Genomic DNA, 25,885 nt, shown 5'->3' on the forward strand with positions numbered 1-25,885 from the left:
GAAGCGCCGGCAGCCGCAGCGCCGGCAGCTGAAGCGCCGGCAGCTGAAGCGCCGACAGCCGCAGCGCCGGCAGCTGAAGCGCCCGCTGGTGATGCACCTGCACCGGCGACCGAAAAGGAGCAGCCGCAGCCGAAGGCAGTTCCCGTGCCCAAGCCGCAGGCGGCGCCGGCACCGAAGGCGCCGACAGCGCCAAAGCCGTCCGTAGGCCAGGCCCCCAAGCCGCAGGCCCGTCCGAAGCCCATGCCAGGCCCGGCCAAGCCCTCGGCACCCAAGCCTTCCGGCCGCGGCAGCTCCAAGAGCTGACACAAGGCCGGTTCATCTGGCAGCGCGGGAGCATTCAGCTCTCGCGCTCCGGCAGACATGTCAACCGCCGGCTCCCTCTTGGGAGCCGCTCAAACCGATGGCCGCTGGCCGGAGGAACACGTAAGGAGAACGGCAGCTATGCCGAAGCAGAAGACCCACAGTGGCGCCAAGAAGCGCTTCAAGCTCACCGGCAGCGGCAAGCTCAAGCGGCAGCAGGCCAACCGTCGCCACTACCTGGAGCACAAGGCCTCCACGCTGACGCGCCGTCTGGCCAGCGACAAGATTGTTGCTCCGGCTGATGTGAAGAACATCAAGAAGATGCTCGGCATCTAGCACCACCCTTGGACCAAGGGCGCGGCCACGGCTGCCGTTTCCGGGGTCTTTCCAGCAAATTCCCGCCGCCGGACCATGGTCCCGGCGAGGGTTCCCTCACCTAAAGGAGTACGCACGTGGCACGTGTGAAGCGGGCAGTCAACGCCCACAAGAAGCGCCGGGTTATCCTCGAGCGCGCGTCCGGATACCGCGGCCAGCGGTCCCGTCTCTACCGCAAAGCCAAGGAACAGCTGCTGCACTCGTTCGTGTACAGCTACGGCGACCGCCGCAAGCGCAAGGGCGACTTCCGCCGTCTTTGGATCCAGCGCATCAACGCTGCGTCCCGCGCCAACGGTCTCACCTACAACCGTCTCATCCAGGGCCTGAAGGCCGCTGACGTCCAGGTTGACCGCCGCATGCTCGCGGAACTGGCGGTGTCCGACGCCAACACGTTCGCCGCGCTGGTGCAGATCGCCAAGAACGCGCTGCCCTCCGACACCTCGGCTCCGGCCGAGCGCAAGGCCGCCCCCGCCAAGGCTGCCCCTGCTGCCAAGCTGCCCCGGTTGCTGCCGAGGGTGATGTTGCCGGCGCTGTGAAGGCTGTCGACGGCCAGGACGCTCCGGAAGGCTTCGTCATCAAGGGCAACCAGTCCAAGAAGTACCACGTGCCGGGTTCGACCTGGTATGAGCAGACCGCACCGGTTTACTGGTTCGAGTCCGTCGAGGCTGCCAAGCTGCCGGCTACGAGCCTGCTGGCGGCGAAGCCCGCCAGAAACTCGCCGAGTAAATTCGGTCAAACTGCCTTCCGAGGTGACGCTATAGTCGCTCTATGAGCACTACCGGGCGCCCACCAGCAGTTATGTCCAATCCCCGAGCAGATCGGGTGAAGGATGTAGCCAAGCTGGCCGGGCGCCCGGCGCGTTTAAAGCGCCGCCAGTTTTTGGCCGAGGGCCCGCAGGCTGTGCGCGAGGCTCTGCTCGCCCACCGCGCTGCCATCGACGAAGGCCTCCCTCCGGTTGTGGCCGAGGTGTTTGCCACCGAGGTTTGCCTCGAGCGGTATCCTGAGTTCCCAGATCTGGCTTCCGGGCTGCCTCTGCGGCTGGCCAGCGACGACGTCATCGCAGCCATGGCCGATACGGTCAGTCCCCAAGGAATCGTTGCGGTGTGCCACTTTGTCGACCGGACGCTGGATAACGTTCTGGCGGCCGGACCGCGGCTGCTGGCGGTCATGGTGCGGGTCCAGGACCCGGGAAATGCGGGAACCGTCCTTCGCGCAGCTGACTCGGCGGGCGCGGATGCTGTGATCCTGACCAGTTCCAGCGTCGATATTTACAATCCCAAGGCCGTGAGGTCCACGGTGGGCTCCCTCTTCCACTTGCCTGTAGTCACGGGAGTCGACTTCGAGGTGCTTATTCAACGCTTGCAGGCGCGCGGTATCGTGCTGCTTGCGGCAGACGGCTACGGAGACATCGACTTGGACAGACTGCAGGATGAGAGCGCTCTGCGTCGATTGGGGAATCAGGAGGTCGGGTCGGGCAGTCCCGAACGAACGGGCCCGGCCCTGGAAGCCGCCACAGCCTGGCTTTTTGGCAACGAAGGGCAGGGCCTCTCCGATGCTGAACTGGCCTCGGCTCAGTACCGCGTCGCAGTTCCCCTCTATGGACAGGCCGAGAGCCTGAATGTCGGCACGGCTGCAACAGTCTGCCTGTACGCTTCTGCCCGGGCCCAGCGCGAGTTGGTATAGACGGCACCAGTCTTCGGCTGGGCCACGGGGCCGCCACGGCTAGGCCTTCATTGTCTTCTTTCGGTTGGACACTTCCGCCTCTTTGCCCGGAACGGCCGGAGCATGAGACCTGCGGTCGAGCAGGCCTGACACCAGCGCCACGCCAAGTCCCAGAACGGCCAGGCCGGCGCCTACCAGAGCGGGGGCCCGGTAGCCCCAGCCGGCAGAGATCACGGCGCCGCCGAGGAAGGCGCCCAAGGCGTTGGCCATGTTCAGCGCCGAGTGGTTCAGCGAGGCTGCCAGTGTCTGCGCATCCGGCGAGGCGTCCATGAGCCGCGTCTGCAAGCCCGGTATGAGGCTGGAGCCGGCGACGCCGACCAGGAACACCACCGCCACTGCCAGGACGGCGACGTCGGCGACGGCCCAGAAGAGCACAAGTACGCCGATAATGGCCGTCATGACGATATAGATGCTGCCCATCACCGAGCGGTCGGCCAACCGGCCGCCGATGATGTTCCCCGCGACCATGCCGAGCCCGTAAAGGCCGACGACGATCGGTAGGGCGGCTTCGGGCAGGCCGGCGACATCGGTCATGGTGGGGCTGATGTACGAATAGACGGCGAAGAACCCGCCGAAGCCGACGACGCCGATGAGCAGGGCGAGCCACACTTGGATTCGTTTCAGGGCCCGAAGTTCCCGGCGCATGCTTGCCTCCGCGTGCGCAGGCGAGAACGGGACAAACCGCTGGATCAGGACCAGGGTAATGGCGCCGATGATGCCCACCGCCACGAACATCAGGCGCCAGCCGTACTGTTGTCCCAGCCAAGTCACCAAGGGCACGCCGATAACATTCGCGACGGCGAGGCCAAGCATGACGGCAGCGACGGCCCGCGCGCGTTTCACCGGGGCAACGAGTGAGGCGGCGATCACCGCGGCGACCCCGAAATATGCACCGTGCGGCAAACCGGAGATAAACCTGGTAACGAGCATCGAAGAGAAGCCCGGTGCAAAGACGGAGGATAGGTTGCCGACGGTGAAGAGAGCCATCAGGCCTAAAGCCAGGTACTTGTGTGGCAGGCGCGCTCCCAGGGCGGCCAGCACCGGGGCGCCGACGACCACGCCGAGGGCATAGGCCGAGATCAATTGGCCGCTCTGCGGAATGCTGACCTGCAGTCCCTCAGCGACGTTCTGGAGCAGGCCCATGATGGCGAACTCGGTGGTACCGATGCCGAAGCCGCCGGCAGCGAGAGCGATAATTGCGGCGGTTACCGGTACTGCCCTGGCGGTTGATGGGCGGCTCTGGGCACTGGCGGATGGCATATGCAGGACTCCGGAAGACTAGGGGGCGATAGGAGCGCAGCAGTACGGCCTGCCGGCCCTATGACATAACGTGTCGACGCCGTTGTCCATGCCCCACTGTAGCTGAGAACACTTGACAGCCTGCCTCGTCGCGAGCTCCATCACCGTAGACTCGTGGCGTGGATCAAAGCCTGAAGCAGATTGTCGGCGCAGCAGTTCTCGATTCCTTGTCGGCACCGTCAAAATTGCTCGTCGCCCGGCGGAGTGCGCCCGAGAGCCTGGCCGGGATGTGGGAGTTCCCCGGCGGAAAGGTGGAACCGGGGGAGCGCTGCGAGGGCGCCCTCCGGCGGGAGCTCCGCGAGGAGCTGGGTGTCGGCATTGAACTGGGGTTCGAACTCATCGGTCCGCTCCAGCAGGGGTGGCCGTTGAATGATGCGGCCGCAATGCGGGTGTGGTGCGCGTGCATCGTCGACGGCGAGCCAGCGCCCTTGGAAGACCACGATGAGCTGCGCTGGGTATCCTTGCGGTCCGAGGACCTGATGAACCTCCCATGGATCCCCGCGGATTTCCCCATCGTCCATGCGTTGCTCGCGGCGATACAGCGGGTGGGGCCGGTCGTGCCGTGACGGGCGACGGCCCGTTCTAACCGGTTGGCACGGGCAGGGTGCTTCAGAACAGGGTGGGCTCGGCCAGCGACAGCGCCGGCAGCGTGCTGGAGTCTGCGTTCAGGGAGTCGGCTGACCGCGTTGAGGGCGCCTTCAACACGCGCAGCTGTGCCGCCCGGCCAGTGAGGCCATGCCTGCTCTGGAAATACCTGACCCGGCCAGCGAGCCAATGGCGGTAATCCTTCGACGCATACGTCCCTCCGTTGTAGAGACCTTGATAGCGGGCAACGAGCTGCGGGTATTCGCGTGCCAGCCACTGCAGGAACCATTCGCGTGCTCCGGGCCGCAGGTGCAAAGCTCCAGCGGTGACGCCGGACGCCCCGGCAGCGGCGAGCCGTGAGAACAACAGGTCCAGATGTTCGTCGCCGTCGGTCAGCCACGGCAGGATCGGCATGGCCATGACACCGCAAGCGAAGCCGGCGTCGGACACCGCCTTGATGAGGTCCAGCCGGGCCTGAGGCGTAGGAGTGCCGGGCTCCACCTGCTGCTGCAGGTGCGCGTGGGCGAACGCCAACGATACGCCGATCCCGATATCAACCCTTCGGGACGCCTCAGCGAGGAGGGGCAGATCGCGCTTGAGGAGAGGTCCCTTGGTAAGAATTGAAAACGGCGTCCCGGAATCCGAGAGGGCCCTAATGATCCCGGGCATGAGCTGGTACCGGCCTTCGGCCCGCATGTAGGGGTCCGAGTTGGTTCCCAACGCTACCGGCTCGTGCTTCCAGGACGGTTTGGCCAGTTCCCGGCGAAGCACGTCCACGATGTTCGTCTTGACGATGATTTGGGTGTCGAAATCGCGGCCGGAATCGAGGTCGAGGTATTCGTGCGTCTTGCGGGCGAAACAGTAGGTGCACTGGTGCAGGCAACCGCGTGTGGGATTGATGGTCCATTCGAATGGCATATGGGACTGGGCGGGCACGCGGCTGAGTGCCGACTTGCATGCAATTTCGTGGAAGGTCACGCCGCTGAATTCCGGCGTGCGGGTGGACCGGAGGAGCCCCGCCATTCGCCTCAGGCCGGGCAGGGCAGAGGCGTCTTCCGTAGCCAGCTTTTGTCCGTCCCAACGCATCTTCCTATTCGAACACAGATTCGAATATGTGGCAAGCGTCCGACTTTTGGGCCGATGTTGGAGAGCCGTTTACCGTTGGGCCGAATTATCGCCGGACTCTCCACCGCACCTTGGTGGATTTTGCCGTCCTGCTGCGGAGCGGGCGTTCCGTATAGCCGCCCTCGTGGAGCCCCGCGTGCCGCTCGAAAGGGTTGCGTGAGGCAGGATCGCCCGTCCTCAACAAGGACCAGCCGGCCGCTGCAAAGTACAGCGGCAGGAACGGGAGGCCCAGACAGGCGGCGTACTGGGAACTGTGCCGCGCTTCATGTCGGAGCAGGGCGGGGTTGTTGGCCAAGTGCGCTGCGGATGACCGGAACAGCACGACGTTGCCTAGGGTGAAGGCGGCTGCCTTAGGTAGCGGCCAGCTGTAACCGTCCGCGATGATCAACCCCCGCGGTCCATTCCGAAGCGTGCAGCGGGCCAACCTGGCGGTTCCGATGCCCAGCAGGGACGACAGGTTAATCCAGTTGAGAAGGCGGCGCAGACGTTCAGCGGCGGTCATGGCCCCATGATAGGTTCCGGGGCGTCGGGGCACCTGCGAGGCCGACCCGTCGCGGCTCGGGATGGGCCCCGGTTCAATGAGCGTCAGTGGTGTCCACTAGACTTATTGATGCCACGACAAGCCCGGTTGCCGGGCCAGAGGTGCCGCACGTACCGTCGCGGTGCTTGTTCGCTAGCCGAAGGTAAGAACTCACACATGTCTGAAACCACCGTGGGGACCGAATCCCCCCAGGTTGCCGCCGTGCCGCATCCGCTGGATGAAGCAGCCATCGCCGCCGCCGTCGAGCGGGCGCTGGATGCCATCGCGGCTGCAGCCAACCTCGAGGAACTGAAAGCGGCACGGATCGCCCATACCGGTGAGAAGTCGCCGTTGAGCCTGGCCAACCGGGAGATCGGCAAGCTGGACAAGGCGGACAAGGCCGCAGCCGGCAAGCTTATCGGTCCGGCGCGGGGCCGGTTGAACAAGGCGCTCGCCTCGCGCACGGAGGAGCTCGAAGCCGAGCGGGATGCCCAGATCCTGGTCGAGGAAGCCGTGGATGTTACGGCAGCCCCCCGCCGCCGTCGTGCCGGTGCCCGGCACCCGCTCTCCGTGCTGCAGGAGCGAGTCAGTGACATCTTCGTCGGCATGGGCTGGGAGATCGCCGAGGGCCCCGAGGTGGAATCCGAATGGTTCAACTTCGACGCGCTGAACTTCAAGCCGGACCACCCGGCGCGCGAAATGCAGGACACCTTCTTCGTCGAACCGCCGGAGGCCCACCTGCTGATGCGCACCCATACGTCGCCGGTCCAGGTGCGGTCGATGCTGGAGCGGGATCTTCCGGTCTACGTCCTCTGCCCGGGTAAGGTTTTCCGCACCGATGAGCTCGACGCCACGCACACGCCGGTCTTCCACCAGTTCGAAGGCCTGGCCATCGACAAAGGACTGTCGATGGCGGACCTGCGCGGCACGCTGGAGCATTTCGCGCGCCAGATGTTCGGCGCCGAGGCGTCCATCCGGCTGCGTCCCAACTTCTTCCCCTTCACCGAGCCGTCCGCAGAACTCGATATCTGGCACCCGGGCGCGAAGGGCGGCCCGCAGTGGATCGAGTGGGGCGGCTGCGGCATGGTGCATCCGAACGTCCTGCGGGCAGCCGGCATCGACCCGGAGGTCTACTCCGGCTTCGCCTTCGGCATGGGCATCGAGCGCACGCTGATGTTCCGCAATGAAGTCGGAGACATGCACGACTTGATCGAGGGCGACGTCCGATTCAGCGAACACTTCGGGATGGAGATCTAGTAAATGCGTATCCCACTTTCCTGGTTGCGTGAGTATGCCCAGGTTCCCGCCGAGGCAACTGCTGAAGGCGTCATGGCCGAGCTCGTCAAGGTCGGTCTGGAAGAAGAAGATGTCCATCGCCCGCTGGACGAGCTGAAGGGTCCGATCGTCGTCGGCCAGGTGCTCTCCGCGGAGAAGGAACCGCAGTCCAACGGCAAGACCATCAACTGGTGCCAGGTCCGCGTGGTGCCGGAGGGCCAGGAACAGACCCTGACGGGCGAGGGTATCGATCCTTCCGGTGTGCAAGGCATCGTCTGCGGCGCGCACAACTTCGAACCCGGAGACAAGGTCGTAGTCACCCTGCCCGGTGCTGTGCTGCCCGGCGATTTCCGGATCACGCCGCGCAAGACCTACGGCCACGTCTCTGCCGGCATGATCGCCTCCGTCCGCGAGCTCGGCATCGGCGAGGACCACGACGGCATCCTGGTGCTCTCTACTCTTGGCCTGGACCCGGAGCTCGGCGCTGATGCCCTCGAGCTGCTCAGCCTGTACGACGAAGCGGCCGAGATCAACGTCACTCCGGACCGCAGCTACTGCTTCTCCATCCGCGGTGTGGCACGTGAATACGCGCACGCCACCGGCACCGAGTTCAAGGATCCTGCCGCCGGTGTCGCTGTGGCGGCAGCGACGGGGCCTGGCTACCCGGTCCGGCTCCAGGACCAGGCACCGATCTACGGCACGCCCGGCTGCGACCGCTTCGTGGCGCGCACGGTCCGCGGCGTGGACCCGTCCCGGCCCACGCCGACCTGGATGTCCTCCCGCCTGCGCCTGGCCGGGATCCGTTCCATCTCGCTCATCGTGGACATCTCGAACTACGTGATGCTGGAACTGGGCCAGCCGCTGCACTTCTATGACCTGGACAAGCTCTCCGGCGACATTGTGGTCCGCCGCGCGAACCAGGGCGAGACGCTGGAGACGCTCGACGGGAAGGTCCGGAAGCTCGATCCGGAGGACCTGCTCATCACGGATGATTCCGGCGCCATCGGCATCGCCGGTGTCATGGGCGGTGCTGCCACCGAGGTGTCCGACAGCACGGTGAATATCCTGATCGAAGCGGCGCATTTCGAGGAAGTCAGCATCGCCCGTTCGCGGCGGCGGCACAAGCTGCCGTCCGAGGCATCCAAGCGCTTCGAACGCGGCGTGGACTGGCACGTCGCCGACGAGGCGGCCCAGCGGGCCGTCGACCTGCTGATCGAACTGGCCGGAGGTACCGCAGACACCACGGCAACGGACGCCGGGCAGGAACCGGCCGCCGTCGTTATTGACTTGCCGGCGGGTTACCCGGCCGAACGCATCGGCATCGACTTCAGTGAGGAACAGATCGTTACCTCCCTGGAGGATCTGGGTGCGGGGGTGGAAAAGTACGACGGCGGATACCGGGTTACGGTGCCGAGCTGGCGCCAGGATCTGGTCATCAAAGAGGACCTGACGGAGGAAATCGCCCGGCTGGTCGGCTACGACAAGATTCCGGCAACCCTGCCGGTGGCGCCGCCCGGGCGCGGCCTGACCCGCACGCAGCAGCAGCGCCGCCGGGTGATGCAGTCGCTGGCTGACGCAGGGCTGACCGAGGTGCTGTCCTACCCCTTCGTCACGAAGGCGGACAATGACACTTTCGGCTCGCCGGACGGCGCCGGGCGCAGCGCCCTGAAGCTGGCCAATCCGCTGAGCGACGAGCACGGCTACCTGCGTACCAGCGTGTTGCCGGGCCTGTTGGAGACGGCACGGCGCAACCACTCGCGCGGCTTCCGCGACCTGGCCGTCTACGAGGCCGGGCTGGTGTTCCTGCCGGGCGAGCGGCTTGGGTCCGCGTCCATCCCGCCGCTTGGCGCCTTGCCGGCCGAGGACGTGCTGGATGATCTGTACGGCGGCATCCCGGACCAGCCGCTGCACATCGCCGCGGTGTTCATGGGCCACGACTCGCCGGCCGGCGCGAACCACACCCCGCGCCCCTGGGACTGGGCGGATGCGCTGGACATCGCCCGGCTGATCGGCGACGTCCTCGGAGTCGAACTGGTCATCGAGCAGGGGCTGCACCAGGCCTTCCACCCGGGACGGACCGCGAGGATTTTGCTGCGCTCCGGCGAGACTGTGGGCTACTCCGGCGAACTGCATCCGAAGCTGCTGGCCGCCCGCGACCTGCCGGCCCGCACGGTGGCTTTCGAGCTGAACGCCGAGTTGCTGTTCGCCGCAGCCCCGGATGTGATCGTCGCGAAGCACATCTCCACCTTCCCGCTCGCTACGCAGGATGTGGCCCTCGTCGTCGACGCGGACACCCCGGCCAGCACGGTGCTTGACGCGCTGCGCGAGGGAGCCGGTGAGCTGCTGGAGGATGTTGCGCTGTTCGACGTCTACTCCGGCGCCGGAATTGAAGCGGGCAAGAAGTCGTTGGCTTTTGGGCTGCGTTTCCGCGCCAATGACCGGACTTTGACTGCGGAGGAAGCATCGGAGGCACGCGCCGCGGCGGTTGCGCTGGCTGCGGAGCGTTTCGGCGCCGTCCAACGCTGAACCGCCCACCAGGGCGTTCGGCAGCAGCGAATTGAACAACGACGGCGGGACCGGCCTGAGTGCCGGTTCCCGCCGCCATCGGGGGTAGGGATGATGCAGCAATGAAGGCCGAGGTGATTCTCCGCCTAGTCCATCTGGACGATGAGGCCGCAGACCACGGGCAGCAGTCGCGGAGGGACGGTATCCGCCGGCGGGCACGCGAGGCCGTCCTGGCCATGGCCGCCGAAGAACTTGACGTGCCGCTGGAACGGCTCAGGCTGGTCTTCCATTGCCGGGATTGCCAGCGCGGCGACGACGGCAACCACGGCCAGCCGCAGCTGGAGCTCGATGGGGCACCGGCGCCGGTGCGGCTCAGCTACAGCCGCCACGGCGAGTGGCTGCTGGCTGCGCTGATCTTCCGGCCGGTCCTGCTGGGCGTCGACCTGGAAGACACCGCCTCGGACGCTTTCGGTGAACTGGACAACATCGACTCGGTCGCGCTGACGGACGAGGAACGCGTCCTGGTCGAATCGTCGGATTCTGCCCGGCTGCTGCGGGCCCGGCTGTGGATCCGCAAGGAGGCCCTGCTAAAGTCAACCGGCCATGGGCTGCGGCTGGCGCCCGATACCGTCGGTGTGGCGGACGGGGACGGCAACCCCTCGCTGGTGCTCTGGCCCGGCGATGCAGGGGAGCGGCCGGGCATCCGCCTGCTCGACGTCGAGCTGCCCACCTCCGTCCAAGGCGTGCCGGTGCCGGCCACCTTGGCCGCCGCGCTGGCGGTGGGAGGCTCTTCCCAGCCTGGAATTACGTTCCGGGAAGCTCTGGCAAAGCGGAGCTGAACAACCAGCGGTCCAGCAGGCTGCCGACGTCGAAGCCGGTCTCGGCTTGCGCCAGCGCGGAGAACATGGCAGTGTCCACTGAACCGTGCCGGTGCTCGGTGCCCCACCGCCGCAGCAGCCGGAAGAACGCCTCCGACCCGACACTGCGGCGCAGGGCTTCCAGCGTCAGGGCGCCACGCTTGTAGACCCGGTCATCGAACATCAGCTCGGGTCCGGGATTGCCGACGACAATGTCCTGCGGCAGCCCGGCCAGTTTTTTCCACGCGGCATTGGCCCGCGCTGCGGCCGACAGGGAGCCGGACTCCTCTGACCAGATCCACTCGGCATAGCAGGCAAAGCCCTCGTGCAGCCAGATATCCTGCCAGCGCGTGGCTGTGAGCGAATTTCCGAACCACTGGTGCGAGAGTTCATGGGCAATCAGCCGCTGCGCTTCCCAGGACGAGTCCAGGTGGTTCCGTCCCAGGATGGACAGCGACTGGGCCTCCAGCGGTATTTCCAGTTCGTCTTCGGTGACGACGACGGTGTAGCGGCTGAACGGGTACGGCCCGAACTGCCGCGTGAAGACTTCCATCATGTGTTCCTGGCGGGCCAGGCTGGCGCGGGCGTCGCCGGCCAGGGCAGCAGGGGCTGCCAGATGCTGGGCCACGACGCCACTGCTGTGCGCGGCGGTACGCTGTTGGGCCGGCACCAGGTCCTCGAGGCCGTACCGGCCGATCTGCACCGTGGCGAGGTAGCTGGCCATCGGCTGCTCCATCCGGTATTCCCACGTTTCCCGGCTGGCCTTCTTGCTGTGGGCCACCAGGTCGCCGTTGGCAACAGCCCGGTACCCCGCGTCCGTGGTGACGGCAATCCGGTAGGTGGCCTTGTCGCTGGGGTGGTCGTTGCACGGAAACCAGGAGGACGCACCGTTCGGTTGGCCGGCGACCAAGACGCCGTCGGTCAGTTCCTCCCAGCCCACATCGCCCCAGAGGCCGCGCACCGGAGCCGGAGTACCTTCGTAGCGGATCTCAAGGTCCAGCTCCGTTCCGGTTTCCAGCACCGTTCCGAGCGTCAGCACGAGCTTGCCGCCGCGTTGGGCGATCTTCTTCGGCCGCTGCCCGTTGACCTGCACTTTGGATACGGTCAGGCCGGTGAGGTCCAGCTCCAGCCGCTGGGCCGGTTCGAGGATGCTAACGGACAGCCGTGCCCGTCCGGCGAGCCGGTTGGACGCGAGCTTCACCTCCAGGTCGAGATCGTAATGGGCCACCGCGAAGGCGGCGCTGCCGGCCTGCGGGACGTAGGCGTCAGGGCGGTAGGCAGCGGCATGCGCGGCGGCAGGCTGCCCTGCGTCGGTGGCAGCCGTGGCGGGGTCGGTCTCGGCGTTCAAGCTCATGATGCGTCGGTCCAAGGTCGTACGGGGTTGCCCATCCAGTAGCTGGCCGACGGTACGGTCTCGCCGCGCATGACCAGGGATGCCGGTCCAACCGTGGCCCCGGCAGCGATGGATGCGGCGGGAAGGATGACTCCGTGCGGCCCGAGCGTGGCGCCGGCCGCGAGTTCCACCGTATCAATGCTCATCACGCGGTCGTGGAAGAGGTGCGTCTGGACCACGCAGCCGCGGCTCACGGTCGAGCCGTCGCCGAGGGTGACGAGGTCCGCCTCGGGCAGCCAGTAGCTCTCGCACCAGACGCCGTGGCCGATTTTGGCGCCTAGTCCGCGCAGCCACCAGACGAGGGCCGGAGTCCCCGTGGCGATCCGGCCGAACCAGGGCGCGCTGACCAGCTCCACAAAGGTGTCGACGACTTCGTTGCGCCAGATAAAGGAGCTCCAAAGCGGGTGTTCGCCCGCCCGGATCCGCCCGACCAGCAGCCATTTGGCCAGCACCGAACTGCCCGCCGCGGCGGCTCCGGCTCCGAGCAGGACCAGACCGCCCGCCAGAGCAGCCGCGAAGTAGCCGTAGGAATCGGCAACCCAGTCGAGGGCCACCAGCACGGACAAGGCGAGGGCGACGGTCAGGGCTACGGGCACGAACCGGCACAGCTCCCACAGCGCGCGGGCCAGCTTCAGCCGGGCCGGAGGATTGAACGTGCGGCTGGCATCGGCTTCGACCTCAGTACGCGGCAGCCGCACCGGCGGACTGCCCAGCCAGGAGGAGCCGGACTTGGCCTTGGCCGGGGTGGCGGAGAGCACTGCGACGAGCGAGTTCTTCGGGACGCGCCGGCCTGCGGCGGTCATGCCCGAGTTGCCCAGGAACGAGCGCTTGCCGATCTTGGCCGGCGCCACCTTCATCCAGCCGCCGCCGAGTTCGTAGGAGGCCACCATGGTGTCGTCGGCCAGGAACGCCCCTTCGCCGATCGTGGTCATCTTGGGGATCAGCAGCACGGTGGACACTTCCACGTTCCGGCCGACCTTGGCGCCCAGCATGCGCAGCCAGACTGGCGTGAAGAGGCTGGCATAGATGGGGAAAAGCAGGTCGCGGGCCAGGTCCAGGACACGTTCGGTGGCCCAGACCTGCCACCCGATCCGGCTCCGTACCCGGTGGAATCCGGGCCGCAGCCCAACGCCGAGCAACCGGACCGTCACGGCGACGAGCAGCAGGTTTGCAGCGAACCACACGGCAGCGGCCAGTGGTACTGCTGCCAGCAGCGGGAGGAAGGACGCCGTGAGGCTTGTACCGAAGGGGACCAGGAGTACGACGACGGCGACAGCCGCTGCGCCGGCGATGTAGGGGATCAGCGCCAACAGCCCCGAGGCGAGCGGGTAGAACAGCGTCCACAGCGGCGAGGACGCCGCTGGAGCCTCCGGCCAGTCCTGCTTTGCCTTGCCCTTCCGCACCGCGGGAGAACCGGAGAAGTGCAGTCCGGCCTTGACTTTGCCGCTGACCGCCGAACCGGGGGCGATCGTGGCGTGGGCGCCGACCTTGGCCCCCGGCATCAGTGTGCTTCGGGCACCGATCGAGGCGCCTGCGCCGATCTCGATGGCGCCGATGTGGACGCGGTCACCGTCGATCCACCAGCCGGAAAGGTCGACCTCCGGTTCCACCGCGGCGCCGGCGCCAACGGAGAGCATGCCGGTGACGGGCGGGATGGAGTGCAGGTCGGCATTGCGTCCGATCGTCGCGCCCAGGGCGCGGGCGTAGTACGGCACGAAAGGCGCGCTGGCCAGGGATACGGAACCGGCCATGTCGGCGATCTGCTCGGCCAGCCACAGCCGCAGATGGATTTTCCCGGAGCGGGGGTAGTTGCCCGGCTCCACCTTGCGCAGCAGCAGCCGGGCGGCGGCTACGGAAATTCCCATCCTGCCGAGCGGGCTGACGAAGACGGCCCACAGGGCAAGCACCCACCACCAGGACACTACCGGCGCGTCCGGCAGCACTCCGAGGAGCGCGAGGACGTTGTTGATGGCCATCAGGTAGGTCAGCCAGCGCATCCCGATCAGCATGACCAGCGGGATGCCCATGAGGGTCTGGAAGACCTGGGCCTTGCGCTTGGTCCGCCGGACAGCGCGTTCCTGCGGCACGGCCGGCTCATCATCCGGCAGGGACTGGCGGGCGGCGTCGATCAAGGCGCCGATGCGAGGATGGGCGTAGATCTCGGAGACAGCGATGGTCGGATAGCGCACCCGCAGGGCGGAAACCAGCTGGGCGGCGGCCAGCGACCCGCCGCCGTGGGCGAAGAAATCGGCGTCGAGGGAGGAAACCGAGGTGCCCAGCACTGCTTCCCACTGCTCGACGATCCAGGCCGCGTCCGGCGCAAGGTCCGGAAGGCCGCCGTCGTCCGTGCTACCGGCACCCGGCAACGGCCAGGGGAGTGCGTTGCGGTCCACCTTGCCGCTGGTCTTGACGGGCAGCGTGTCCACCACGGCCAGCAGCGGAACCAGGGCGGCCGGCAGCTGGCCGGCCAGGAGTTCGCGGGCACGGTCCAGGTCGCAGCCGTCCGGGGTGGCCAGATAGCCGACCAGCAGCTGGTTGCCCGAGGCCGTGGTCTTGACGGCCGCGGCGGCACCCGAGACACCGGGCAGGGCCTGCAGCGCGGCGTCCACTTCGCCCAGCTCGATCCGGCGTCCGCCGAGCTTGACCTGCTCGTCCGCCCGGCCGACGAAGAGCAGGCCGGCCGGATCATAGGTCACCAGGTCTCCGCTGCGGTAGGCCCGTTCCCAGCCCAGTGTCGGCATCGGCGCGTACTTCTCGGCATCCTTGGCCGGGTCGAGGTAGCGGGCGAGGCCAACGCCGCCAATGATGAGCTCGCCGGTTGCGCCTTCCGGAACGGGGATGCCTGCTTCATCCACAACCGCCAGGTCCCAGCCGTCCAGCGGCAGGCCGATGCGGACCGGGCCGTCGCCGCCCAGCGGAGCGGCGCACGCGACAACGGTCGCTTCGGTGGGACCGTAGGTGTTCCAGACTTCGCGGTCCTCCACGGCCAGCCGCCGCGCGAGCTCCGGCGGGCAGGCTTCGCCGCCGAAGATCAGCAGACGGACGTTCTCGAGGGCTTCGGCGGGCCACAGGGCCGCCAGGGTGGGGACCGTGGAGACGGCGGTGATGTTGCGGCTGAGCAGCCAGGGCCCCAGGTCCATGCCGCTGCGCACCAGGGAGCGCGGCGCGGGGACCAGACAGGAACCATGCCGCCAGGCAAGCCACATTTCTTCGCAGGAAGCGTCGAAGGCCACGGACAGGCCAGCCAGTACCCGGTCCTGCGGCCCCAGCGGTTCGGACTGCAGGAAGATCCGGGCTTCGGCGTCCACGAAGGCTGCTGCGGACCGGTGCGTCACGGCCACCCCCTTGGGCGTTCCGGTCGAGCCCGAAGTGAAGATGATCCAGGCGTCGTCGCCCAGTTCGGCCGGCCGCGCCTGGGGGAACGGAGCGGGCCTGCCGGGCGCTACGTCGATCCGGCCGCCGTCGGTCAGGATCCCCGCGACTTTGGCCTCGCCGAAGACGAGCCGGGCGCGTTCGTCCGGATCATCCGCGTCCACCGGAACGTAGGCGGCGCCGACGTACATGATGGCCAGGATGGCGATGTACAGCTCGCGCGTTCCCGAGGCGATCCGGACACCGATCTTGTCCCCGGCGCCGAGGCCTGACTGGTGCAGGAGGCGTCCTTTGGCGCGCACCTCTTCCAGCAGTTCGCTGTAGCTCAGCGGCTGGTGTCCGTCGTCCAGCGCGGTGGCATCGGGGTGGGCCTCCGCGCTGGCGACGAGAATGTCAATCAGGGTGCGCGGCTCGGGCGTCGTGGACGAGCCGGGCAGCTGGGGCAGGAAGGTCGGCATCCTATCAACTGTTCCCTACTAAAGTGAACCGGTTACCCTAAAGCCGCCCGAAAGTGCCCAAGCTAACGCGTCCAAGTGTCCAATCTTACGGAAGCAGCAGCACCTTTCCGGTAGTGTTCCTGCCCTGCAGGTCCTCATGGGCGCGCGCCGCGTCGGCCAGCGGATAGGTTGCACCGATCTTGATGTCCAGCTTGCCCTCCTGCACCGCGGCGAAAATTTCCCCGGCCCGCCAGCGCCGCTCTTCGGCGTTGAGCAAGTGGTCCTTGAGCTTCGGCCGGGTGACAAAGAGGGAGCCGCCGGCGTTCAGCCGCTGCAGGTCGAACGGCGGGACCTGGCCGGATGCTCCGCCGAAGAGCACCATGGTGCCCCTGGTGCGGAGGCTGGCGAGGGAACCGTCGAACGTATCCTTGCCCACGCCGTCGTACACGGCATCCACCCCGGTGCCGCCGGTGAGTTCACGGACCTTGTCGGGGAAACCGTCGTAGCGCAGGACTTCATCGGCCCCGGCCGCCTTGGCCAGTTCCGCCTTCTCGTCCGATGACACGGTGGTGATGACACGGACGCCCTTGGCTTTGAGCAGCTGCGTCAGGATCAGTCCCACACCGCCGGCGCCGGCATGGGTGAGGATGGTCTGGCCTGCCACGGCCTTGAAGCTGGAATTGACCAGGTAATGGGCGGTCAAACCCTGCAGCGGTATGGCTGCGGCCGTTTCATCGCTGATCCCGTCCGGCACGGCCAGTGCTTTGGCCGCATCGACCAGCGCGTATTCGGCATAGGTGCGCGCTGCTTCGCAGAAGGCCACCCGGTCGCCCGGCGCCCATCCCGCTGCGCCGTCACCCATGGCCTCGACCGTGCCGGCGCCTTCGCTGCCCGGCGTGTAGGGGAACGGCACCTTGTAGACGCCGCTGCGCTCGTAGGTTTCGATGAAGTTCACGCCGGCCGCGGCCATTTTGACCAGCAGCTGGCCGGGACCGGGTTCGGGCTTGTCGACGTCCTGCAGCTTCAGGACTTCGGGTCCACCGGGTACTGCTGCAACTATTGCCTTGGCCATGGGCTTTCCTGCTCCTTCACAAACGCGTGCTTTTCATGGATGCACCTGCGGCGGGGCCGCCGGTGTGGCTAGACTCAGGCGCGGAGGCGGCCGAGCCCGGCATCGTGCCCCATCGTAGCTTTGCATAAATATCCTTCGTAATGAATAAATTTGCTGTATAGTGGCGGCATGACTTATTCCGTAGCGGTATCCGGGGCGAGCGGCTACGCCGGCGGCGAGGTCCTGCGCCTGCTGTCGTCCCACCCTGACGTCTCGATCGGAGCCATCACGGCGCACAGCAACGCCGGCGGCCTGCTCGGCGGCCTGCAGCCCCATCTGCATTCGCTGGCAGACCGGGTGTTGAGCGAAACCACCGTGGAGAACCTGGCCGGACACGATGTGGTCTTCCTGGCCCTGCCGCACGGAGCAAGTGCCGAGATCGCGGCCCAGTTGCCGAAGGACACGCTGGTGATCGATGCCGGAGCGGACCACCGGCTGGAGGATCCGATCGCGTGGGAGAAGTTCTACGGTTCGGCCCATGCCGGGTCCTGGCCGTACGGCCTGCCCGAGCTGCCCGGCCACCGGGATCGGCTGCAGGGTGCCAAGCGCATCGCCGTGCCCGGCTGCTACCCGACGAGTTCGCTGCTGGCGCTGGCGCCGGGCTTCAGTGCGGGCCTGCTCGAGGCCGAGGACGTGGTCATCGTGGCGGCCTCGGGAACCTCCGGGGCGGGCAAGTCGGCGAAGGTCCACCTGCTGGGCTCCGAGGTCATGGGCGGGATGAGTCCTTACGGCGTCGGCGGCGGCCACCGGCACACTCCGGAAATCGAGCAGGGCCTTTCAGCGGCAGCCGGCGAACAGGTGAGAGTTTCGTTCACGCCCACGCTCGCGCCGATGAGCCGCGGCATCCTGTCCACCGCGACGGCACGGGTCAAGGCCGGCGTGGATGGGGACCAGCTGCGACGGGCCTGGACCAAGGCCTATGCCGACGAACCGTTCGTCCACGTGCTGCCCGAAGAACAGTGGCCGCACACCAAGGCCGTCCAGGGGTCGAACCACGTGGCGCTGCAGCTGGCGTACGACGAACACGCGGGCCGGGTCATCGTCTCCTGCGCGATCGACAACCTGGCCAAGGGAACCGCCGGCGGAGCCATCCAGTCCATGAACATCGCCCTGGGGCTCGAAGAAACCGCAGGCCTATCGCACCAGGGAGTTGCACCGTGAGCGTTACCGCTGCCCAGGGATTCCGCGCCGCAGGCGTCACCGCCGGACTGAAGGCCTCCGGCAACCCGGACGTGGCCCTGGTGGTCAACGAAGGCCCGTCGAAGTCCGCTGCCGCCGTCTTCACGTCCAACCGCGTGGCCGCGGCGCCCGTGCACTGGTCCCGGCAGGCCATCAGCGACGGCCGGGCCGACGCAGTGATCCTGAACTCCGGCGGCGCCAATGCCTGCACGGGGGCCGAGGGCTTCCAGAACACCCACCGCACGGCGGAGAAGACAGCAGACGTGCTGGGCATCTCGGCCGGCGACGTGCTGGTCTGCTCCACGGGCCTGATCGGCGAGCAACTGCCCATGGACAAGCTGCTGCCCGGCGTGGAAGCCGCCGCCCAAGCGCTGTGTGCGGACGGGGGAGCGGACGCCGCGACCGCCATCATGACCACCGACTCGGTGTCCAAGCAGGCCGTGTTCAACGGCACCGGCTACACCATCGGCGGAATGGCCAAGGGCGCCGGGATGCTGGCACCGGGCCTGGCCACGATGCTGGTGGTCATTACCACGGACGCCCACATCGATCCGTCGGCGCTGGAGATGGCGCTGCGGGAAGCCTGCCGGGTCACCTTCGACCGGACCGATTCGGACGGCTGCATGTCCACCAACGACACCGTCGTGCTGATGGCCTCCGGCGCTTCCGGGGCAGTGCCGGACCTGGCCGAATTCAGCCGCGGCCTCACCGTGCTGTGCAGCAACCTGGCCCGCCAGCTGATCACCGATGCCGAGGGCGCCAGCCACGACATCGCGGTCACCACGATCAATGCGCACTCGGAGCGCGACGCCGAGACGGTCAGCCGGGCGGTCGCCCGGTCGAACCTCTTCAAGACGGCGATCTTCGGGAAGGACCCGAACTGGGGCCGGGTGCTCTCGGCCGTCGGCACCACCGACGCGGTCTTCGAGCCGGAGAACCTGAACGTCACCATGAACGGCATCCAGGTGTGCCGCAACGGCGGCGTCGGCGATCCACGCGACCAGGTGAACCTCGAGGGGCGCGACGTCGTCGTCGTTATTGACCTGAACGCAGGCACCGAATCGGCGACGATCTGGACCAACGACCTGACCCACGACTACGTCCACGAAAACTCCGCCTACTCCAGCTGACGGCCCGGCCGCCGTCCGCAACCGAAGGACCCCATGACCTCCCCGAACACCCCCATGCTCGTGGCGCAGGACAAAGCCGCCACCCTGGTTGAGGCGCTGCCCTGGATCCAGCGCTTCGCCGGCACCACCATGGTGATCAAGTACGGCGGCAACGCCATGATCAACGACGAGCTCCGCCGCGCGTTCGCCGAAGACATCGTGTTCCTGCACCACGTGGGCATCAAGCCCGTCGTCGTGCACGGCGGCGGCCCGCAGATCAACACCATGCTCAAGCGGCTGGGCATCGAATCCGAGTTCAAGGGCGGCCTGCGCGTGACCACGCCGGAAGCCATGGACGTGGTCCGCATGGTCCTGACCGGGCAGGTCGGCCGCGAGCTGGTCGGCCTGATCAACGCGCACGGGCCGTACGCGGTCGGCCTCTCGGGCGAAGACGGCGGCCTGCTGCAGGCGGTGCGTACCGGCACCGTGGTGGACGGCGAAGAAGTGGACCTGGGCCTGGTCGGCGAAGTTGTCGGCGTCAACCCGTCGGCCATCCTCGACCTGCTGGAGGCCGGCCGGATCCCGGTGATTTCCACCGTCGCGCCGGAGACAGGCAGCAACGGCGGGAACTCGGGCAACGTGCTCAACGTCAACGCCGACACCGCGGCAGCCGCCGTCGCCGACGCCCTGCGCGCTTCGCGCCTGGTCATCCTGACCGATGTTGAAGGCCTCTACGCGAACTGGCCGGACAAGTCGTCGCTGCTCTCGTCGCTGACCGCCTCCGAGCTGCGCGCACTGCTGCCCGGGCTGGAGGCCGGCATGATCCCCAAGATGGAGGCCTGCCTGAAGGCGGTCGACGGCACGGTGGAGCGCGCCGCCGTCGTCGACGGGCGCATGGCGCACTCGATCCTGCTGGAGATCTTTACCACCGCGGGCATCGGGACCCAGATCGTACCGGACGGAGAAGCAGAATGACCCAGAGCCAGGCAGCAGCCGCTCCCACCGCGGAAGTGTCCGCGCAACTGGCCGGACTCGAGGGCCTGCACAACCAGGACCTGCTCGGCCGCTACAACCAGTCCCTGATGGGCGTTTTCGGCACCCCGCAGCGGGTGCTGGTCCGCGGCAGCGGCTGCACCGTCTGGGATGCGGACGGCAAGGAGTACCTCGACCTGCTCGGCGGCATCGCCGTCAACGCCCTGGGCCATGCCCACCCGCTGGTCACCAGCGTGGTCTCCAGCCAGCTGGCCACGCTGGGCCACGTGTCCAATTTCTTCACCAGCCCGACCCAGATCGCCTTGGCCGAGAAGCTGCTGGGCCTGGCCGCGGCGCCCGCGGGGTCCAAGGTGTTCTTCGCCAACTCGGGCACCGAGGCCAATGAGGCCGCGTTCAAGCTCGCCCGCCGCCACGGCAATAACGACGCCGGAGGCAAGCGGGTGCGCATCCTCGCCTTGGAGAATGCATTCCACGGGCGCACCATGGGCGCCCTCGCCCTGACCTGGAAGCAGTCCTACCGCGAGCCCTTCGAGCCGCTGCCCGCCGGAGTCGAACACATTCCGGCCGGGGACGCCGACGCCCTGCGCGCTGCCGTGGACGAGACCGTGGCGGCCGTGTTCATCGAGCCGATCCAGGGCGAGGCCGGCGTCCGCGGCTATCCGGAGGGCTATCTGCGGCTGGCCCGGGAGCTGACCCGCGAGGCTGGCGCCCTGCTGATCTTCGACGAGGTGCAGACCGGAATCGGCCGCACCGGCAAGTGGTTCGCTTCCGAAGGGGTGCTCCCGGACGCCATGACCCTGGCGAAAGGCCTCGGCGGCGGCTTCCCGATCGGAGCCATGATCACCTTCGGCGACGAGGTTTCGACCTTGCTCACGGCCGGCCAGCACGGAACCACCTTCGGCGGGAACCCGGTGGCACCGCCGCCGCGCTGGCCACCGTGCACACCATCGAATCGCAGCAGCTGCTGGAGCACGTGCGGCAGACGGGCGAAGCCGTCCGCCGGGCGCTGGCCGGACTCGACTTCGTCACGGAGGTCCGCGGCGAGGGCCTGCTGATCGGCTTCGACCTGGCCACGGAGATCGCGCCGGACGTGGTCCAGCGCGCCCTGGACGCCGGTTTCATCGTCAATTCCACGGGCCCGGCAACCATCCGCCTGGCACCGCCGCTCATCGTGACGGCAGAACAGGTGCAGCGGTTCGTCGACGCGCTGCCCGGACTCTATGCCGCCGCCGCACCCAAGGAGGAGAAGTGACCGCCCCGAACACCGCCGTCGTCCGCCATTTCCTGGTGGACACGGACCTGAGCCCGGCCGAACAGGCCGAAGTGCTGGACCTGGCCGCGGCCATGAAGCAGGACCGCTACGGCTACCGCCCGCTGGCTGGCCCGCAGACCGTGGCGGTTTTTTTCGACAAGACCTCCACCCGCACCCGGGTGTCCTTCGCCGCGGGCATCGCCGAGCTGGGCGGCAGCGCGCTGATCGTGAACCCGGGCGAGTCGCAGCTGGGCCACAAGGAGTCCATCGCGGACTCGGCCAAGGTGCTCGGGCGCATGGTATCCACCGTCGTGTGGCGCACCTACGCCCAGTCCGGCCTGGAAGAGATGGCCGCGAACTCCCGCGTTCCGGTCATCAACGCGCTCAGCGACGACTACCACCCCTGCCAGCTGCTGGCGGACCTGCTGACCGTGCGCGAGCACAAGGGCAAGCTCGCCGGGCTGACCATGGCATACCTGGGTGACGCTGCCAACAATATGGCGAATTCCTATCTGCTGGCCGGCGTGACGGCAGGGATGCACGTGCGGATTGCCGGTCCGGAAGGCTACCTGCCCCAGGAGCGGATCGTCGAGGCCGCGCGCGCACGGGCCGCGGAAACCGGCGCCTCGGTCACCATCACCACGGACGCGGGCGAGGCCCTGGCCGGCGCCGACGTCGTGGCAACGGACACGTGGGTTTCAATGGGCCAGGAAGACGAGAAGGCGGCGCGGATGGAACTGTTCCGCGCCTACTCGGTGGACGGCGCTGCCCTGAAGCTCGCGGACCCGGACGCCGTCGTGCTGCACTGCCTGCCCGCCTACCGGGGCTATGAGATTGCCGCGGACGTGATCGACGGGCCGCAGTCCGTGGTCTGGGACGAGGCCGAAAACCGGCTTCATGCCCAGAAGGCGCTGATGGCCTGGCTGCTCGCCGCCTCCGGGCTGGCGACGCTGGAGCCTGCGGGGGCGCGCGCGCAATGAGCGCCCAGCCGGCCTCGCAGCCGTCCACCAAAACCGCCCGCCAGGCCCGGATCAAGGCCATCCTCGGAGCGGAAACGGTGCGGTCCCAGGCGGAGCTGGCGGCGCTCTTGGCCGACGACGGCGTCCAGGTCACCCAGGCCACACTGTCCCGCGACCTGGTGGAGCTGGGCGCCATCCGGGTCCGTGGGGTGGACGGCGGGCTCGTCTATGCGATCCGCTCCGAGGGCGGCAACCGCTCGCCGCAGACCGGGCTGACCCAGGAAGTGCTGGACGCCCGGCTGGCCAAGCTCTGCGCCGAGCTGCTGGTCACCGCGGAGGCGTCCGGCAACATCGTGGTGCTGCGTACGCCGCCCGGCGCCGCCAACTTCCTCGCGCTGGCGATCGACCACTCGGTGCTGCCGGCGGTTCTGGGCACCATCGCAGGCGACGACACCGTGCTCCTGGTGACGCGGGACCCGCAGGGCGGCGAGGACGTGGCCGCCCGGTTCCTCGCGCTGGCCGATCCGCAGCAAACCGAGGCCTAGCCCCACCCGGTCGGGTACGACGGCGGCGCTGCAGCTTGGGCGCGGCGTCCGGCGTGCGGGGGCATACATTTACTGATGAGCGAACAAGTACCAACGGACGAAGGATTGTAGCCATGGCTGCGCACGGAACGAACGAAGGAGCCCTCTGGGGAGGCCGCTTTGCCGGCGGTCCCGCGGACGCGCTCGCTGCCCTCAGCAAGTCCACGCACTTCGACTGGCGGCTGGCCCCGTATGACATCGCCGGTTCCCGGGCGCACGCCCGCGTGCTGCACCAAGCCGGGCTGCTGGACGACGCGGAGCTGAAGGACATGATCTCCGCCCTGGACCAGCTGGATGAGGATGTCCGCTCCGGCGCCTACGTGGCGGCCGACACGGACGAGGATGTCCACGGCTCGCTCGAGCGGGGACTGATTGAACGGGCCGGAACCCAGCTCGGCGGCAAGCTGCGCGCCGGCCGTTCGCGCAATGACCAGATCGCCACCCTCGGCCGCATGTACCTGCGCGACCACGCCCGGATTATCGCCCGGGGCGTCCTGGCCACGGTGGATGCGCTGGTTGCCCAGGCCCGGGAGCACCACGGCGTGGCGATGCCCGGCCGGACCCACCTGCAGCACGCCCAGCCGGTCCTGCTCAGCCACCACCTGCTGGCCCACGCCTGGGCGCTGCTGCGCGATGTGCAGCGCCTGCAGGACTGGGACAAGCGGGCCGCGGTTTCGCCCTACGGCTCCGGCGCGCTGGCCGGATCCTCGCTGGGCCTGGACCCGAACGCCGTCGCCGCCGAGCTTGGCTTCGATTCGGCCACCTGGAACTCGATCGACGGGACCGCCTCCCGGGACGTCTTCGCCGAGTTCGCCTGGGTCGCTTCGATGATCGGCGTGGATCTGTCCCGCATCTCGGAGGAAGTCATCTTCTGGGCGACCAAGGAATTCTCCTTCGTGACCCTCGACGACGCCTACTCCACGGGTTCGTCCATCATGCCGCAGAAGAAGAACCCGGACGTGGCGGAACTGGCCCGCGGCAAGGCCGGCCGGCTGATCGGCGACCTGACCGGCCTGCTGGCCACGCTCAAGGGCCTGCCGCTGGCCTACAACCGTGACCTGCAGGAGGACAAGGAGCCGGTCTTCGACGCCGCGGACACCCTCGAACTGCTGCTGCCGGCCGTTTCCGGCATGATCGCAACGCTCACGTTCAACACCGAGCGGCTCGAGTCGCTGGCTCCCCAGGGCTTCGCCCTTGCCACGGACATCGCCGAATGGCTGGTCCGCCAGGGCGTGCCGTTCCGGGAAGCGCACGAGCTCTCCGGCGCTGCCGTGCAGCTGGCCGAGGGCCGCGGCGTGGAGCTCTGGGACCTCAGCGATGAGGACTATGCGGGTATCTCCGCGCACCTGACGCCGCAGGTCCGTGAGGTGCTGACGGTCCAAGGCTCGCTCAACAGCCGCAGCTCGCAGGGCGGCACAGCACCTGCCGCGGTGGCGCAGCAGCTTGAGCAGCTCACGGTCCAGCTGGAGGCCGCGCGCAGCTACGCCGAAGGTGAAGTTACCGGCCGGTAGCTTTGGTCTTTGGGGTAGTTTTGGCTCAGGCAGCCCCAGTCGACCGAGCCGAGGATGTGACGATGACGACGCTGAGCCAGCACGCGGACAAGGTGGTTCCCTCCGGACGGATCGAACGGGTGGATTCGGACTACGTGCTGGCCTTCGACCGGCAGTTCGACTACCCGCGGCAGTACATCTGGAGCCTGCTGACCGAACCGGACCAGCTGGCCAAGTGGCTGGGCAAACCGATCACCGGGTTCGAGCTGGGCCGGCCCTACGAGCTGGACGTCGCCGGGGGAGCAGTGACCGGAACCGTGCTGCAGTTGAATCCGCCGCTGAGCCTGCAGTTCACTTGGGAGGACGAACTCGGCGGCGAAGCCTGATTGAATGGCGGACGCTGGACAGCAACGGCGGAACGCTGCTGCAGTTCCGCTCCCGCGCCGAAAACCGGGACTTCCTGACCGAAGGCAGCGCCGGCTGGGACACCCTGCTGGACGCATTGGAGGACGTGGCGGCCGGCCGGATCCCGCAGCCGCAGCCGCAGCGCTGGGATGAGCTGCGGGAAGCCTACTCCCGCGAGTATTCGCTCTCGCACACCATGGGCACCCTGGGCAAGGATTCGGGACGCCCATGCATCCATTTCGACCGCCTGCTCAAGACTGACAGGGAAGCGGTGTGGCAGGCCCTCACGGAGCCGGCACAGTTCGAACACTGGCTGGCGCCCGGCAGCCTGGACCTGCAGGCTGGCGGGACCATCCGGCTGGACTTCGAAACGTTCACCATGGAGGGCGACGTCTCCTACGTCCTGCACGGCCAGGGGCTGGATTACGGCTGGCGCAGCCCCGAGGTCCAGGAGAGCTCAGTGCACTGGCTGCTGGAAGGGACCAACGGCAAGACGCTGCTGAAGACTGCGGCACAACCTGCATTCGGCCGCCCGCGCACCGGAACTGCTGGCTTTCTGGCACCACCGGCTGGATGCCCTGGCCGTACTGCTCTCCGGCGGCGAGGTCCACCTGTCCGCGCACCGGCTCGATGCGCTCCGGCACTTCTACCGGCGGCAGACCGGCAGCAGCCAGCCCTAGTGGATGCCGCCCTGCTGCACTGGCTGGCGCGGCCCGCGGTAGACGTTGCACCGGGCCTGCTCGGGGCCACACTGGCCAAAACGACGGCGGAAGGCCGCGTGGGCGTGCGCATCACCGAAGTGGAGGCGTACCTGGGGGAGAGTGATCCAGGTTCGCACGCCTTCCGCGGCCAGACGAACCGGAACAAGGCCATGTTCGGCCCCGCCGGGCACATCTACGTGTACTTCACGTACGGGATGCACCACTGCGTGAACATCGTCTGCGGGCACCCGGGCCAGGCCACCGGTGTGCTGATCCGCGCCGGGGAAGTGGTCGACGGGGTCGCCGTGGCGCAGGCCCGGCGGCCGTCGGCACGCAA

General features: G+C 67.9%; 21 protein-coding genes and 1 pseudogene. 17 read left to right on the top strand and 5 right to left on the bottom strand.

Annotated elements, in window-relative coordinates; translation table 11 throughout:
• Positions 1–441: 441 nt before the first annotated feature.
• The 4 genes from rpmI to D477_RS01455 all read left to right on the top strand — a co-directional run bounded on the left by rpmI (position 442) and on the right by D477_RS01455 (position 2,358).
• On the top strand, positions 442–636 hold the full coding sequence (rpmI, locus tag D477_RS01440) for a 50S ribosomal protein L35 (RefSeq protein WP_005266557.1): 195 nt from the start codon (positions 442–444) through the stop codon (positions 634–636).
• A gap of 116 nt (positions 637–752) precedes the next feature.
• A complete protein-coding gene (gene rplT / locus D477_RS01445; RefSeq protein WP_005266558.1) occupies positions 753–1,211 on the top strand; it encodes a 50S ribosomal protein L20 in 459 nt (152 codons plus the stop codon).
• Complete coding sequence (locus D477_RS01450) at positions 1,208–1,447, top strand: sunset domain-containing protein (RefSeq protein ID WP_005266559.1); 240 nt, start codon at positions 1,208–1,210, stop codon at positions 1,445–1,447. The genes rplT and D477_RS01450 overlap by 4 nt, the downstream gene beginning before the upstream one ends.
• A complete protein-coding gene (locus tag D477_RS01455) occupies positions 1,444–2,358 on the top strand; it encodes a TrmH family RNA methyltransferase (protein ID WP_043845213.1) in 915 nt (304 codons plus the stop codon). The genes D477_RS01450 and D477_RS01455 overlap by 4 nt, the downstream gene beginning before the upstream one ends.
• Before the next feature lie 39 nt (positions 2,359–2,397).
• Here the strand turns inward: D477_RS01455 and D477_RS01460 are convergent, their stop codons facing one another.
• Positions 2,398–3,657, bottom strand: coding sequence for an MFS transporter (locus D477_RS01460; RefSeq protein WP_005266563.1), 1,260 nt, complete (start codon positions 3,655–3,657; stop codon positions 2,398–2,400).
• A 158-nt stretch (positions 3,658–3,815) separates the two neighbouring features.
• On the opposite strand from D477_RS01460, the gene D477_RS01465 reads away from it, so the two are divergent.
• A complete protein-coding gene (locus tag D477_RS01465) occupies positions 3,816–4,262 on the top strand; it encodes a (deoxy)nucleoside triphosphate pyrophosphohydrolase (protein WP_005266565.1) in 447 nt (148 codons plus the stop codon).
• Positions 4,263–4,305: 43 nt separating this feature from the next.
• On the opposite strand, the gene D477_RS01470 is transcribed toward D477_RS01465, so the two are convergent.
• Positions 4,306–5,367 carry an Rv2578c family radical SAM protein gene (locus D477_RS01470; protein ID WP_005266566.1) on the bottom strand — a complete coding sequence of 354 codons (1,062 nt, stop codon included), beginning with the start codon at positions 5,365–5,367 and terminating at the stop codon, positions 4,306–4,308.
• A 736-nt stretch (positions 5,368–6,103) separates the two neighbouring features.
• Between D477_RS01470 and pheS the strand changes: the two genes are divergently transcribed.
• The 3 genes from pheS to D477_RS20960 all read left to right on the top strand — a co-directional run bounded on the left by pheS (position 6,104) and on the right by D477_RS20960 (position 10,545).
• Complete coding sequence (gene pheS, locus D477_RS01480; RefSeq protein WP_005266570.1) at positions 6,104–7,183, top strand: phenylalanine--tRNA ligase subunit alpha; 1,080 nt, start codon at positions 6,104–6,106, stop codon at positions 7,181–7,183.
• A 3-nt stretch (positions 7,184–7,186) separates the two neighbouring features.
• Complete coding sequence (gene pheT, locus D477_RS01485; protein WP_005266573.1) at positions 7,187–9,727, top strand: phenylalanine--tRNA ligase subunit beta; 2,541 nt, start codon at positions 7,187–7,189, stop codon at positions 9,725–9,727.
• Between the two features lie 101 nt (positions 9,728–9,828).
• Complete coding sequence (locus D477_RS20960) at positions 9,829–10,545, top strand: 4'-phosphopantetheinyl transferase superfamily protein (protein ID WP_005266582.1); 717 nt, start codon at positions 9,829–9,831, stop codon at positions 10,543–10,545.
• On the opposite strand, the gene D477_RS01495 is transcribed toward D477_RS20960, so the two are convergent.
• The 3 genes from D477_RS01495 to D477_RS01505 form a co-directional block, all read right to left on the bottom strand.
• Complete coding sequence (locus tag D477_RS01495; RefSeq protein ID WP_005266583.1) at positions 10,511–11,917, bottom strand: M1 family metallopeptidase; 1,407 nt, start codon at positions 11,915–11,917, stop codon at positions 10,511–10,513. The genes D477_RS20960 and D477_RS01495 overlap by 35 nt on opposite strands.
• The gene (locus D477_RS01500; RefSeq protein WP_005266584.1) at positions 11,914–15,786 is read right to left on the bottom strand and encodes a Pls/PosA family non-ribosomal peptide synthetase; all 3,873 of its coding nucleotides are present in this window, start codon (positions 15,784–15,786) and stop codon (positions 11,914–11,916) included. The genes D477_RS01495 and D477_RS01500 overlap by 4 nt, the downstream gene beginning before the upstream one ends.
• Positions 15,787–15,871: 85 nt before the next feature.
• A complete protein-coding gene (locus tag D477_RS01505) occupies positions 15,872–16,837 on the bottom strand; it encodes a quinone oxidoreductase family protein (protein ID WP_005266585.1) in 966 nt (321 codons plus the stop codon).
• Between the two features lie 168 nt (positions 16,838–17,005).
• Between D477_RS01505 and argC the strand changes: the two genes are divergently transcribed.
• From argC to D477_RS23795, 9 genes and pseudogenes are all read left to right on the top strand, one after another.
• Positions 17,006–18,037: an N-acetyl-gamma-glutamyl-phosphate reductase gene (gene argC, locus D477_RS01510; protein ID WP_005266586.1), complete on the top strand. Its 1,032-nt coding sequence runs from the start codon at positions 17,006–17,008 to the stop codon at positions 18,035–18,037.
• Positions 18,034–19,185 carry a bifunctional glutamate N-acetyltransferase/amino-acid acetyltransferase ArgJ gene (gene argJ / locus D477_RS01515; RefSeq protein WP_005266587.1) on the top strand — a complete coding sequence of 384 codons (1,152 nt, stop codon included), beginning with the start codon at positions 18,034–18,036 and terminating at the stop codon, positions 19,183–19,185. Before argC ends, argJ begins: the two co-directional genes overlap by 4 nt.
• Positions 19,186–19,218: 33 nt before the next feature.
• Entirely contained in the window at positions 19,219–20,139 is a 921-nt protein-coding gene (argB, locus tag D477_RS01520; RefSeq protein ID WP_005266589.1) for an acetylglutamate kinase, read from the top strand.
• Positions 20,136–21,409, top strand: a pseudogene (locus D477_RS01525) (acetylornithine transaminase). Before argB ends, D477_RS01525 begins: the two are co-directional and overlap by 4 nt.
• Positions 21,406–22,389: an ornithine carbamoyltransferase gene (gene argF / locus D477_RS01530; RefSeq protein WP_005266591.1), complete on the top strand. Its 984-nt coding sequence runs from the start codon at positions 21,406–21,408 to the stop codon at positions 22,387–22,389. Before D477_RS01525 ends, argF begins: the two are co-directional and overlap by 4 nt.
• On the top strand, positions 22,386–22,913 hold the full coding sequence (locus tag D477_RS01535) for an arginine repressor (RefSeq protein WP_005266592.1): 528 nt from the start codon (positions 22,386–22,388) through the stop codon (positions 22,911–22,913). Before argF ends, D477_RS01535 begins: the two co-directional genes overlap by 4 nt.
• A gap of 113 nt (positions 22,914–23,026) precedes the next feature.
• Positions 23,027–24,463, top strand: a complete 1,437-nt coding sequence (gene argH, locus D477_RS01540; RefSeq protein ID WP_005266593.1) for an argininosuccinate lyase — start codon at positions 23,027–23,029, stop codon at positions 24,461–24,463.
• 62 nt (positions 24,464–24,525) lie between these two features.
• Positions 24,526–24,828, top strand: coding sequence for an SRPBCC domain-containing protein (locus tag D477_RS01545; RefSeq protein WP_005266594.1), 303 nt, complete (start codon positions 24,526–24,528; stop codon positions 24,826–24,828).
• The coding region (locus tag D477_RS23795) for a DNA-3-methyladenine glycosylase (RefSeq protein ID WP_005266595.1) at positions 24,798–25,885 on the top strand (1,088 nt) is incomplete at its 3' end. The genes D477_RS01545 and D477_RS23795, both read left to right, overlap by 31 nt.

This window comes from Arthrobacter crystallopoietes BAB-32 (assembly GCF_000328305.2).
GTDB classification, from domain to species: Bacteria; Actinomycetota; Actinomycetes; order Actinomycetales; family Micrococcaceae; genus Crystallibacter; species Crystallibacter crystallopoietes_A.

Coding starts and splice junctions, on each gene's coding strand:
- D477_RS20960 (WP_005266582.1), top strand. CDS start 9,829: ATGAAGGCCGAGGTGATTCTCCGCCTAGTCCATCTGGACGATGAGGCC.
- pheS (WP_005266570.1), top strand. CDS start 6,104: ATGTCTGAAACCACCGTGGGGACCGAATCCCCCCAGGTTGCCGCCGTG.
- argB (WP_005266589.1), top strand. CDS start 19,219: ATGACCTCCCCGAACACCCCCATGCTCGTGGCGCAGGACAAAGCCGCC.
- argH (WP_005266593.1), top strand. CDS start 23,027: ATGGCTGCGCACGGAACGAACGAAGGAGCCCTCTGGGGAGGCCGCTTT.
- pheT (WP_005266573.1), top strand. CDS start 7,187: ATGCGTATCCCACTTTCCTGGTTGCGTGAGTATGCCCAGGTTCCCGCC.
- argC (WP_005266586.1), top strand. CDS start 17,006: ATGACTTATTCCGTAGCGGTATCCGGGGCGAGCGGCTACGCCGGCGGC.
- rpmI (WP_005266557.1), top strand. CDS start 442: ATGCCGAAGCAGAAGACCCACAGTGGCGCCAAGAAGCGCTTCAAGCTC.
- D477_RS01470 (WP_005266566.1), bottom strand. CDS start 5,367: ATGCGTTGGGACGGACAAAAGCTGGCTACGGAAGACGCCTCTGCCCTG.
- D477_RS01545 (WP_005266594.1), top strand. CDS start 24,526: ATGACGACGCTGAGCCAGCACGCGGACAAGGTGGTTCCCTCCGGACGG.
- D477_RS01505 (WP_005266585.1), bottom strand. CDS start 16,837: ATGGCCAAGGCAATAGTTGCAGCAGTACCCGGTGGACCCGAAGTCCTG.
- D477_RS01455 (WP_043845213.1), top strand. CDS start 1,444: ATGAGCACTACCGGGCGCCCACCAGCAGTTATGTCCAATCCCCGAGCA.
- D477_RS01495 (WP_005266583.1), bottom strand. CDS start 11,917: ATGAGCTTGAACGCCGAGACCGACCCCGCCACGGCTGCCACCGACGCA.
- D477_RS01500 (WP_005266584.1), bottom strand. CDS start 15,786: ATGCCGACCTTCCTGCCCCAGCTGCCCGGCTCGTCCACGACGCCCGAG.
- D477_RS01460 (WP_005266563.1), bottom strand. CDS start 3,657: ATGCCATCCGCCAGTGCCCAGAGCCGCCCATCAACCGCCAGGGCAGTA.
- D477_RS01535 (WP_005266592.1), top strand. CDS start 22,386: ATGAGCGCCCAGCCGGCCTCGCAGCCGTCCACCAAAACCGCCCGCCAG.